Annotated in this window: 11 protein-coding genes; 7 read left to right on the top strand and 4 right to left on the bottom strand. The window is 67.8% G+C overall.

Annotation, left to right across the window (positions count from 1 at the left end; genetic code table 11):
* Positions 1 to 1005 (top strand): RNA-guided endonuclease InsQ/TnpB family protein (locus ACFYO2_RS47165; protein WP_388363036.1); only part of this gene is annotated, 1005 nt, incomplete at its 5' end.
* 111 nt (positions 1006 to 1116) lie between these two features.
* Here the strand turns inward: ACFYO2_RS47165 and ACFYO2_RS47160 are convergent.
* Positions 1117 to 1767, bottom strand: a complete 651-nt coding sequence (locus tag ACFYO2_RS47160) for a TetR/AcrR family transcriptional regulator (protein WP_388363033.1) — start codon at positions 1765 to 1767, stop codon at positions 1117 to 1119.
* 238 nt (positions 1768 to 2005) lie between these two features.
* Here ACFYO2_RS47160 and ACFYO2_RS47155 point away from each other — a divergent pair, with 238 nt between their 5' ends.
* Genes ACFYO2_RS47155 through ACFYO2_RS47140 form a run of 4 tightly spaced genes read left to right on the top strand, consistent with a single transcriptional unit; the run spans position 2006 to position 6755 of the window.
* Complete coding sequence (locus ACFYO2_RS47155; RefSeq protein ID WP_388363031.1) at positions 2006 to 2809, top strand: SDR family NAD(P)-dependent oxidoreductase; 804 nt, start codon at positions 2006 to 2008, stop codon at positions 2807 to 2809.
* A gap of 47 nt (positions 2810 to 2856) precedes the next feature.
* A complete protein-coding gene (locus tag ACFYO2_RS47150; protein WP_388363028.1) occupies positions 2857 to 3978 on the top strand; it encodes a DUF5938 domain-containing protein in 1122 nt (373 codons plus the stop codon).
* Between the two features lie 40 nt (positions 3979 to 4018).
* Positions 4019 to 5572 carry a long-chain fatty acid--CoA ligase gene (locus tag ACFYO2_RS47145; RefSeq protein ID WP_388363025.1) on the top strand — a complete coding sequence of 518 codons (1554 nt, stop codon included), beginning with the start codon at positions 4019 to 4021 and terminating at the stop codon, positions 5570 to 5572.
* Complete coding sequence (locus ACFYO2_RS47140; RefSeq protein ID WP_388363023.1) at positions 5565 to 6755, top strand: lipid-transfer protein; 1191 nt, start codon at positions 5565 to 5567, stop codon at positions 6753 to 6755. Before ACFYO2_RS47145 ends, ACFYO2_RS47140 begins: the two co-directional genes overlap by 8 nt.
* A 323-nt stretch (positions 6756 to 7078) precedes the next feature.
* Here the strand turns inward: ACFYO2_RS47140 and ACFYO2_RS47135 are convergent, their stop codons facing one another.
* Positions 7079 to 7582 (bottom strand): hypothetical protein, encoded by a 504-nt coding sequence (locus ACFYO2_RS47135; RefSeq protein WP_388363020.1) that lies wholly within the window; start codon positions 7580 to 7582, stop codon positions 7079 to 7081.
* 18 nt (positions 7583 to 7600) lie between these two features.
* Here ACFYO2_RS47135 and ACFYO2_RS47130 point away from each other — a divergent pair, with 18 nt between their 5' ends.
* Positions 7601 to 7945: a hypothetical protein gene (locus ACFYO2_RS47130; RefSeq protein WP_388363017.1), complete on the top strand. Its 345-nt coding sequence runs from the start codon at positions 7601 to 7603 to the stop codon at positions 7943 to 7945.
* 344 nt (positions 7946 to 8289) lie between these two features.
* Here the strand turns inward: ACFYO2_RS47130 and ACFYO2_RS47125 are convergent, their stop codons facing one another.
* Positions 8290 to 8532, bottom strand: coding sequence for a hypothetical protein (locus ACFYO2_RS47125; protein ID WP_388363015.1), 243 nt, complete (start codon positions 8530 to 8532; stop codon positions 8290 to 8292).
* Positions 8533 to 8788: 256 nt separating this feature from the next.
* Entirely contained in the window at positions 8789 to 9757 is a 969-nt protein-coding gene (locus ACFYO2_RS47120; protein ID WP_388363013.1) for a helix-turn-helix domain-containing protein, read from the bottom strand.
* 286 nt (positions 9758 to 10043) lie between these two features.
* Here ACFYO2_RS47120 and ACFYO2_RS47115 point away from each other — a divergent pair, with 286 nt between their 5' ends.
* Positions 10044 to 10490, top strand: a complete 447-nt coding sequence (locus tag ACFYO2_RS47115) for a hypothetical protein (protein ID WP_388363011.1) — start codon at positions 10044 to 10046, stop codon at positions 10488 to 10490.
* Positions 10491 to 10621: the final 131 nt, after the last annotated feature.

Raw genomic sequence — 10621 nt, 5'->3', positions numbered from 1 at the left:
ACCACGCTGAAGGCGAACCTGAAGGCCGGCAACCTCGGCAAGCCCGGCTCGAAGCGCTACCGCAAGGCCACCGAGAAGCCGATCGCCTTCCGCCCCCAGGGCGCCCAGCCCTACGACGACCGGATGCTCTCGTGGCAGATCGTCGAGCGCACGGTGTCGGTCTGGACCACGTCGGGGCGGGTCAAGAACGTGGCCTTCACCGCCTCGGTGGAGCAGCTCGCCACGCTCGCCCTGTACCGCAAGGGCGAGTCCGACCTGCTGGAACGCGACGGCATGTGGTTCCTTAGCGCCACATGCGAGGTCCCCGAGGCGGAGCTGAACACGGCTCCGGCGGACTTCCTCGGCATCGACCTGGGCATCGTGAACATCGCCACCACCAGCGACGGCGAGACCATGGCCGGACGCGAACTCAACCGCGTCCGGGTCCGCGAGCGCGGCCTGCGCACCAAACTGCAGAAGAAGAACACCCCGTCCGCGAAACGGCGCCTGAAGAAACGCAGGCGCAAGGAGGCGCGGCGGGCGCGGGACATCAACCACAAGATCGCGAAACATGTGGTGGCCGAGGCAGAACGCACCGGTCGCGGAATCGCCCTGGAAGAGCTGACGGGCATCCGTGAGCGGGTACGGCTTCGCAAGCCCCAACGGGCCACCCACTCCTCCTGGGCGTTTCACCAGCTCGGAGAGTTCATCGCGTACAAGGCCCGCAAGGCCGGGGTGCCAGTAGTGCACGTCGACCCGGCGTACACCTCGCGCACCTGCGCCGAATGCGGGCACCTCGACCAGGCGAACCGGGTCTCCCAGGCCTTCTTCGCATGCCGGAACTGCGGATTCGTTGATCACGCAGACCGGAACGGCTCCCGCAACATCCGCGCCCGCGCGTGGAAGTTGTGGCGACGCGGGGCCCAGTCAACGGCCCCCGCCCCACCCCGGACATCCCGGGGTGGGGCTGGACGCAAACGCAGCATCACAGCCAGTGATGCCCGTTGTGCAAGCCCGGGACTTTAGTCCCGGGTAGTTGACAGAGTGGCGGTACCTGGACCGGCTCATGGCCTACGTCCAACAGCACTCCGACGCCGAGGGTGGTGTCAGTTGGAAACACTGCGGCGCCTGACTCGCTCAGGCGTGGGCGACCAGCTGGTCCAGGAGTTGTTCCACACTTGCCTGCAGGTCGGCCGCGGCGCTGTCACGACCGGTCAGATGCCTGAGCAGCGCCTGCTGGAACAGCCCGTCGAAGATCGCGTACGCCACCGCGGGTGACACCATGGGGGGTGACTCGGCAAGTTCGGCGTATTGACTGACGACGCGCCAGATCATCCGCTCCAGGCTTTGGTCGATGTCGACGACATCGTCACGGAACGACTCCTCGAACAGGCCCTGATTGCGCAGGTCGTACCAGAGACGGTGCATCCGCGCGTCCTCGCGCAACGTCTCGGCCATCGCCACGGCGAAGCCGTGCTTGAGCTCCTCGGCGGAGCCTGCGGTGACGACGATCCGGTCGTAGCGGGTGACGCATTCGGCCTTGTACTGCCGCACGCAATAGGTGATCAGTTCCACCTTGTCGCGGAAGTAGTAGTGCAGGACGCCATGGGAGAACTCGGAGTTCTGCGCGATCTCGCGCAGACTCGTACGGGCGTAGCCGAGCTCGGACAGAGTCTGCAGCGCGGACGCGGCCAGCTGGGCCCGCCGCTCGGCGAACTTGTCGACCTGCCGCCGGGAGATCCTCTCCTGGTTCTTGCCCGCGACGTTCTTGCCCACGGCCTGGGTCACAGCGCGTCTCCCCGTCTCCCTCGGTCCTTGTCCGCCCGCACCCTGCGGACGACCCGCCCCAGGCTATCGCGGCGCGTGACCGGCGCGCAGCAAAATTCTTGACAGTCGTCCAAGAAAGTCTTGACGACTGTCAAGAAATGCCTACGCTGGCGTTGCGTCCTGCGGTCCGGGCCGGTGGTCCGGGACGAAGAGTGTGGCGCTGTCACGCAGTGCAGTCATCTCAATGAGGAGATGTTCCATGAGTGTGTACGACCTGACCGGACGCAAGGCACTGGTGACGGGCGGTGCCCGCGGACTGGGCGCCGGAATGGCCGAGGCCCTCGCCCGGGCCGGCGCCGCTGTCGTCATCGGCGACATCCAGGAGGGCTCGGGCAAGGCCACGGCCGAGGCGCTGAGGACGTCCGGTGCCACCGCCGGGTTCGTCTCGCTCGACGTGACCGAGGACGCGAGCTGGGAATCGGCGGTGGCGCAGACGATCGCCGAGCTGGGCGGCCTGGACATTGTCGTCAACAACGCCGGAGTGGAGATCTCCGGTTTGGTCGTCGACCTCGACCCGGCCGACGTCCGCCGGATGCTGGAGGTGAACATCCTCGGCACAGCGCTCGGCGTCAAGCACGCGTTCCGCGCGATGCGGCCCGGCGGCCCGGTCGGCGGCGGCGGTGCGGTCGTCAACATCTCCTCGGTCGCGGCGACCATCCCGTTCCCCGGCATCGCGGGCTACGCGGCGACGAAGTCGGCCGTCGACCGGCTCACCCGGGTGGCGGCGCTGGAGTCCGGAAAGCTCGGTTACGGAGTACGCGTCAACTGCGTCTACCCCGGCCTCGTGCCGACCGAAATGGGTGCCAAGCTCGCGGCCGACATGGAAACCCTCGGCCTCTGGCCCAGCGCCGAGGCGGCCGTCGGCGACGTCATCGGCCTGACCCCACTCGGCCGGCTCGGCGAGGTCGCCGACATGGCCGACGCCGTGGTCTTCCTCGCCTCTGACGGCGCCCGCTTCATCACCGGCGCCGGCCTGCCGGTCGACGGCGGCATGGGCATGTGACCCCGCTGCATGTGACCCCGCTCCTCCCCTGTGAAAGGCGAATGACCATGAGCAGCGACAAGCCCGTCGTCGTCTACGGCGCCTCCGGCTACACCGGACGCCTCGTCTGCGAGTACCTCCGCGAGTACAACGTCCCCTTCATCGCCGCCGGCCGCGACAAGGCCCGCATCCAGGAAGTCCTCGACAAGGTCCCCGGCATCGAGACCGTGGACCACGAAGTCGTTGAGGTCGAGCACGCGGTCGGACCGCTGACCGAGCTGTTCCGCGGCGCCAAGGTCGTGAGCAACATGGTCGGCCCGTTCATCAAGTACGGGCCGGAGGTCGTGGAAGCGAGTCTCGCGGCCGGCTGCCACTACCTCGACACCACCGGCGAACAGGACTGGGTCCTGGACGCCCAGGCGCGGTGGGGCGACCAGTACGCCGAGAAGGGGCTGCTCCTGTCACCCGGCCTGGCGCAGATGTACACCACCGGCGAGATCGCGGCCAATATCTGCCTCGAGACACCGGGCCTGGACACCCTCGACATCCTCGTGCTCTGGAAGGGATTCCCGACCTACGCCTCGACGCAGACGATCTTCACCATCCTCAAGGCCGACTGGCACTACCTGGAGGAGAACCAGTACAAGAAGTGGGACCCGCTCACTGCCGTCGAGGTGGTCGTTCCGGGGCAGCACGAAACAGCCCTCGCCCTGCCGTGGGGCGGCACCAGCCACCCCGTGTGGTTCAAGAACGACCCGCGCGTGGCGAGTTGCAGGGCCCTCGGTGGCGTCATGGACCGTACGGTCATGCAGGGCGTCGCCGAGACGGTGAAGATGGTCGAGGCCCAGATCAAGACCCTGCCCGCCGACGAGCAGGACGCAGCTCTCGCCGGGGTGGCCGCCTCCGTTCAGGCCGGTATGCCGCCACGGGAGAACCCCAGGATCAACACCTCGGTGGACTCCGTCCACGCCTCGGGCCCTCTGGGACGCGCCCACTGCGTGATCCACGGCAACAGCAACTACAAGCAGACCGGGCTGCTCCAGGCGTACGCCGCGTACTCCCTGATCCAGCAACCGCCGGGGCGCACCGGCCTGGCCTCGGGCTGCCAGGCGTTCGGCCACCGCGAACTGCTCGGTGTGCTCAAGAGCTTCGGGCTCGTACTCGAGCCGGTGCTCACCGTGCACAGCTGATTCTCCCGGCCCAAAAGCGCCCGAAAGCAAGGATGATGCCGTGCGTCTGACCGACTACCTCGACAAGGGCACGTCCCTGGGTCCCGGGGCGTCCTGCCTCACCATGGGGGACCGCACCCTCACCTATGGCGAGGTCCAGGAATTGTCCTGGCAGGTGGCCCGGGCCCTGGACCGGTCAGGCGTACGGCCGGGGGACAAGGTGGCGGTGCTGTCCGCCAACGATCCCACCGCCTTCTCGTGCGTCTTCGGCATCTCCCGGGCGGGCGCGGTCTGGTGCCCGGTCAACCCCCGCAACGAAGCCGCCGAGAACCGCGATTTGCTGGACCTCTTCGACTGCACCTGCCTGATCTTCCAGGAGGCGTACGCCCCCCTGATCGCGAAGATCCTGCCCGACCTGCCGAAACTGACCACGTTGGTCTGCCTCGACGGATCCCCGGACCTGGGCACGCCCTTCGGCCGATGGCTGGAGGACGTGCCCGCCGAGCCCTGGGAGGCCGCATCAGCCGATGACACCGTCATGCTCGTCGGCACCGGCGGTACCACGGGCCGCCCCAAAGGTGTGATGCTCACCGACCGCAACATCGAGACCATGTCGGCGCTGACGCTGATGAGTTACCCGTTCGGCACCCGCCCGGTCTACCTGGCGCTGGCTCCCCTGACCCACGCGGCCGGGGTGCTGTGCTTCCCCGTCATGACGCTGGGCGGCGAGATCGTCATCATGCCGGCCCCCGACCTCACCGACTTCCTCTCACAGGTCGAACGCCACCGCGTCACGCACACCTTCCTGCCCCCGACCCTCATCTACATGCTCCTCGGCAACCCCTCCCTGGCAACCACCGACCTGACCTCCCTGCGATGCCTCTGGTACGGCGCGGCCCCCATGTCGACGGCCCGGCTGGAGGAGGCCATCGAACGGATCGGCCCGGTAATGGCCCAGCTCTTCGGCCAGTCCGAGGCACCGATGATGATTTCGACGATGGCTCCCGAGGACCATGTCCGCCCCGACGGTTCGCTCGCCGTCGAGCGTTTCGCCTCCGCCGGGCGCCCCGCCCCGCTGGTGACCGTCGCCATCATGGACGGCGAGGGCAGGCTGCTGCAGCCCGGCGAACGCGGCGAGATCGTGGTGCGCGGCTCCCTGGTGATGGCCGGCTACTACAAGAACCCGTCCGCCACAAAGGAAGCCTCCCGGTACGGCTGGCACCACACCGGCGACATCGGCTACCTCGACACCGACAACTACCTCTTCATCGTCGACCGCGCCAAGGACATGATCATCAGTGGCGGCTTCAACATCTACTCCGCAGAAGTCGAACAGGCGGTGATGGAGCACCCCGCCGTCCAGGACTGCGCAGTGATCGGACTGCCGGACGACAAGTGGGGCGAGCGGGTGACCGCCGTCCTACAACTCCACCCGGACCTGGACCCGGCGGACGTCACCGTCTCCGACATACGTGCCTTCGTGAAAGCCCGGATCGGTGGCGTCAAGGCTCCCAAACAGGTCGAAGTCTGGCCGGACCTGCCCCGCTCGAAGGTCGGCAAGGTCCTCAAGAACGAGGTCAAGTCCCGCCTGCTGCAAAGGAGTTCCCATGTCTGACACAGTGCGGGTGGCCGGCGTCGGCATGATCCCGTTCAGCAGGCCCAGCGCGGGCGAGAGCTACCCCCTCATGGCCGAGAGCGCCGCCCGGGCGGCGCTCGACGACGCCGGCATCCCGTACGAAGCCGTCCAGCAGGCTTACGCCGGCTACGTCTACGGAGACTCGACAGCCGGCCAGGCCGCCCTGTACTCCCTCGGCCTGACCGGCATCCCTGTCCTGAACGTCAACAACAACTGTTCCACCGGCTCCTCCGCCCTCTGGCTCGCGCGTCAGGCCATCGCCTCCGGCGCCGCCGACTGCGTGCTCGCCCTCGGCTTCGAACAGATGCGCCCCGGCGCCCTGGGCCGCATCTGGGACGACCGTCCCGACCCCCTGCGCCGATTCCTCGACCGCATGACCGAACTCCAGGGCTTCGACGAGCACATACCGGTCGCCGCCCAGCTCTTCGGCGGCGCCGGTGTCGCCCACACCGACACCTACGGCACCGACCCCGCCACCTTCGCCAAGATCGCGGTCAAGGCCCGCCGCCACGCGGCAGGCAATCCGTACGCCGTCTTCCGCACCCCCGTCACCGAGGACGAGGTCCTCGCCTCCCCGCACATCTACGGGCCCCTGACCCGGCTGCAGTGCTGCCCGCCCACCTGCGGAGCCGCCGCAGCCGTGCTCTGCAGCGAGGACTTCGCCCGCCGGCGCGGCGTGCGCTCGTCGGTCGTCATCCGCGCCCAGGCCATGACCACCGATACGCCCACCACCTTCGACCCGCCAGACATGATGCGAGTCGTGGGCTACGACATGACTCGTGAGGCCGCCCGCCAGGTGTACGAGGCGGGCGGAGTCGGACCGGACGACATCGACGTTGTCGAGTTGCACGACTGCTTCACCGTCAACGAGCTGATCACCTACGAAGCCCTCGGACTCACCCCGGAAGGCACCGGCGAGAAGTTCGTCCTCGACGGCGACAACACCTACGGCGGCAAGATCGTCACCAACCCCTCAGGCGGCCTGCTCTCCAAAGGGCACCCCCTGGGCGCCACCGGACTGGCCCAGTGCGCCGAACTCGTCTGGCAGCTGCGAGGCCAAGCCGACGCCCGTCAGGTCGACAACGCACGAACCGCGCTCCAACACAACATCGGGCTGGGCGGAGCCTGCGTGGTCACGCTCTACGGAAACGTCGCCCTCTGAGTCCGGAGCCGGTTGCCACGCTCACAGGGCTGGGAGTGAGCCCGGTGGCGATGGCCGGTCTCGTGGCCAACTGGGTCACCCGCCGGGCCGAGGCCGTGAGCGCGTTGTGGAGGGCGTCGCCGACGGTGCCGATCGAGGCATCGATGCCCGTGTCGATGAGGTGCGCGGCGCATGCGAACGACGTGTATTGCCCGGACTCAACCGGTCGTTGCAACACCGGCTTCCAGCTCAGGGCAATCGTCGCCATGCGACATCACGCCCGGAATCTCAGTAGTGGGAGGGATTCCGCAGGACTCAGTTACGGGGCCAGTCCTGGCTGGCGGTCACCTCGCGTGCGATGCGACGCCACTGGGCCTCTCCGCCGGGCAGGGGCCAGCCCAGGTCAGCTGTTCCGCGGTGTTCAGGCCGTGGAGGCAGCGGACGAGCTGTGGGCTGGCGGTGGCGGCACCATCCGGGACGGTGGGGCCGTGGACGGCGCGGAGTTCGGCGAAGCGTGCCAGTTCGTGCTCGTAGAAGCCCACTGCCTCATCGATGCGCGCGGCCAGGTCATCGCGCGGCACCGTGCGGTGCAACTGCAGTAGCGGAGGCTCGACGGACTCGGCGATCGCCGCGGCGAGCCGCGCGTGACCGTCCAGGATCAGATGGCAGTCCAGTCCGCTGACCCACCACAACAGGATGGGTGGGAGCGTTCCTTCGCGGGCCTGCTTGCGGAATGCCTTGACCCGGCTGTCGTCGGCATCGGGCATCGGCCGCAGCGGAAGGACCTCCCACGAACTGGAATGGACGAACCAGTCGATGTATCCGTCCGGATGATCGTCGACGAGCATCGAGCTCCAGTACTCGCCATGCGAAGTATCAGCGTGGCGCCAGCGCCGCCCGCGCGCGGCCGGCGGTGGCCGGCCCGCGAGGGCGCCGCGGCGCGGCGGTGCGGGGGGCCGCGCGGCGAGGCCGAGCGGACTCTCGGGCGAGAGCAGCCACCGGCCCTCGTGCAACGGGCTGTCTGGCGAGTCGACGAGGTACTGCGCAAAGCGGTGAGCCCACCGTTCCGGGCTGCCCGCCAGGACGCGCCCGACATCGGCGCGCAGCGGCGGGACGAAGGAGCGCTACTCGTCGGTGCGCCAGAAGTCCACGCCCAGGAGGTGCTCGTCGACAGCGGCGAGCAGCGCAGGGCCGCGACCCTCAGTAGTTGATATTGATGTTGAACGTGGACGTTGGGCTGATCGGCCGCACCATCCGGGTACTGCTGCACGCCTCCGAAGTCGTCCACGGCGGACGCAGGGAAGTTGCCCGGCACGAGCGGCTGATCGCCAAGGGCCAGGCCCGCCTGGAGCTGGACCATTACTTGGAGGCCCTTGTCCGCAAGCCCGGGGCTTCCCCCGGCACCGCGCTGGAACAGGCCCGCTCCGCAGGGAAGTTCACCCCTGTCCATGACGCGTGGTGGGCAGCGGGCACTCAAACTGCGATCAAGTCCTTGGGGCCCAAAGGAGCGTTCGGCTGGGGCCAGAGAAGTCGTTCGCAGCCACCCACGAGTCCGCTACCGTCCGCCACCAAAGGTCGACGTATCACCCCGGCCCTTTTTCTCGGGCGGATGTGCGGGCGGGGCCTCCTTGGCGTGGACGAGTCGCGCGACCGTGACGCGGAAGTGTCCCTTGGCGGTGAAGACCCGGTCGTCTTCCGTGTGCCACCACTCTCTAGTCACCTCCACCAGCCGGCTCGTATCGGAGGTCTGAAAGACGGCCCGACCGGTCTTCTCCTCCGGCTGCCAATTGGGTCCCATGTGCGGCAGATCTCCTCCGCCTGGGACAGTGCCGCCGAGCGGTCACCATCGACATGGTGCTTCTTCCGCAGCTCCCAATATGAGTCGGACCCGGAGCTGGAGTTTGTCTCGACCAGCACATACCACTGTTCATCCGATGCCACGGAGCCCTCCTGAAACGGACCTTTGTGATCTCGCCGCCTCGCGCAAAGGTCTGACCCCGGGCCCAGACCGAGCGTCCTAGTCGGTCACGCGAAACGCGGCCGCGCGGAGGCCATCACGCGCTGGAGCGGGGGTGGTTCTGGTCGCGCCAGGCCCGTGGCGAGATTCCGTATGCCTGTTTGAACACCTTGCTGAAGTGGGTCGCGTCCACGAAGCCCCACCGTCGTCCTGTCGCCGCGATGGTCCGCAGTCGGCCGTTCGGGCCGGCCAGCTCTCGCTTGCATTCGGTCAGGCGGCGTGTGCGGATCCAGTCTCCGAGGCTGATTCCCGACCGGGACAGCACAGCGTAGAGATGGCGTAGGGAGATGTCGTGGGCGGCGGCGATCCGTGCCGCCGACAGATTGGGATCAGCCAGGTGCGCCCGGATGTATTGAGTGATCCGCAGGCTGAGTGTCGCCTCCAACGGTGCTCTGGCCAGGCTGGAGTTGCCGTGCTGGGACGTCAGGACGGCACGGAGAAGTTCGACGCTGGGTTCCACCACGGCGTCGGCGTGCACACTCTGGTGCAATTCGTCGCTGACGGCCAGTTGGGAGAAGTAGGTGAAGGCGAGGCGCGCAACGGGGTTGTCGGATCCCAGGGGGACCGCGGTGATGTCTCGTAGCAGCCGGTCGGGGAGCGCGAGTGCCGCGCGGGGGAAACGGATGAAGCGGTGGTCGACTCCCTCGTCGAAGAGCAGTGTGTAGGGAGCGATCGATTCGTAGACGGCGCAGTCTCCCGGCCCCAGCAGGCACTGGCGACCGTTCTGCACCACCAGGCTGCTGCCCGTCATCTGAACACCGAGAGTGACGGCCGGCTCCTCGTCCTCCCGGGCGAGCCGCTCCGTCCGACGGAGGGTGACCGCGGTCGCCCGCGCCGAGCAGATCCTGATGGGCCCCGCCGTGCCGAGCCCTATGCGAACGGAGATGTCCTCAGCCGGAGGACGGTGGTCGATATCGACCGCCACCATGGATTCCCACACCGCGTTCCGGACCACTTCCTCCCGGTCTCGCGGCGGTATGAACGCGGTGTCCAGGACCGGGCTCATGAGGCAGACCTTCGTCTGCATCGGTCACAGAGCCAGCCTGCCAGTACCTCGGCCCGTTCCCCCACAAGTCCCCCTCGACACGGACGGTTCGGACATCAGTCTGGCTGGATTCGATCTTGCTGCGCAACGGATTCGACGGGCGTACACAGGATCCTCACCTGATGCAGCGTCAACTTGAGGCGGTGCACTACTGACAAAGTTCCCTGCACGGATGACAAAGTCCGAAGCCCACGATGACCCTAAGGTCCATGAGCGAGGCCAGAGAGGCCAGAGAACGGGGAGTCACATGTTTCGCACCACTGGCGCGTTGGTCGCCGCGGCGCTTGGCGCGTCGATCGCCTTGACCCCGACGCCGGCATCCGCAGGAATTGCATGGCAGTGCTACGGCACCCAAGTCAAGCGCTGCGCGGCCGTCTGGTGGGACAACAACACCACTGACATCCGAGCGCGGGCGAAGATCACCGACGTCGCCGGTGGCGGCAGCTACCAGGTCAAGGTCACCAACGTGAAGCTTGTGCGCCCCAACGGCACCGGTGGCTGGGTGACCGTGCGCTCCGCGAAGGACTACGACGGCTGGCATGACACCGAGGACTTGGCCGGCACCACCACCTTCGACCCGTGTGACTTTCCACAGCGGGAGTACAGCGTGGTGGCGACTTTCAGTTGGAGGGGGGCGTCCTCCGGCGAGAAGACCTGGCATCCCAGCGACGGGTTGATCACTCACTGCGAGTAACCTGCCGAACGCGTCCGTCCCACACTGACCGGGGCGAAGCGGGGCTCGTTCACCGCGGCCTTCAAGCAGGAGGTCCTGGCCGAGTGCGAGGCGGCCGCGGACGGCAAGAAGGGTGAGGTGCTCCGACGCCG

This window comes from Streptomyces sp. NPDC006602, assembly GCF_042870385.1.
In the GTDB taxonomy this organism is placed as follows: Bacteria; Actinomycetota; Actinomycetes; order Streptomycetales; family Streptomycetaceae; genus Streptomyces.
Note: the sequence above shows the minus strand (reverse complement) of the source record. Positions and strands in the feature narration are given on the sequence as shown.

What these genes read in the sequence shown, in the direction of transcription:
- ACFYO2_RS47140 (WP_388363023.1), top strand. Translation starts at nt 5,565, where the DNA reads ATGTCTGACACAGTGCGGGTGGCCGGCGTCGGCATGATCCCGTTCAGC.
- ACFYO2_RS47125 (WP_388363015.1), bottom strand. Translation starts at nt 8,532, where the DNA reads ATGGGACCCAATTGGCAGCCGGAGGAGAAGACCGGTCGGGCCGTCTTT.
- ACFYO2_RS47115 (WP_388363011.1), top strand. Translation starts at nt 10,044, where the DNA reads ATGTTTCGCACCACTGGCGCGTTGGTCGCCGCGGCGCTTGGCGCGTCG.
- ACFYO2_RS47120 (WP_388363013.1), bottom strand. Translation starts at nt 9,757, where the DNA reads ATGAGCCCGGTCCTGGACACCGCGTTCATACCGCCGCGAGACCGGGAG.
- ACFYO2_RS47135 (WP_388363020.1), bottom strand. Translation starts at nt 7,582, where the DNA reads ATGCTCGTCGACGATCATCCGGACGGATACATCGACTGGTTCGTCCAT.
- ACFYO2_RS47130 (WP_388363017.1), top strand. Translation starts at nt 7,601, where the DNA reads ATGCGAAGTATCAGCGTGGCGCCAGCGCCGCCCGCGCGCGGCCGGCGG.
- ACFYO2_RS47150 (WP_388363028.1), top strand. Translation starts at nt 2,857, where the DNA reads ATGAGCAGCGACAAGCCCGTCGTCGTCTACGGCGCCTCCGGCTACACC.
- ACFYO2_RS47155 (WP_388363031.1), top strand. Translation starts at nt 2,006, where the DNA reads ATGAGTGTGTACGACCTGACCGGACGCAAGGCACTGGTGACGGGCGGT.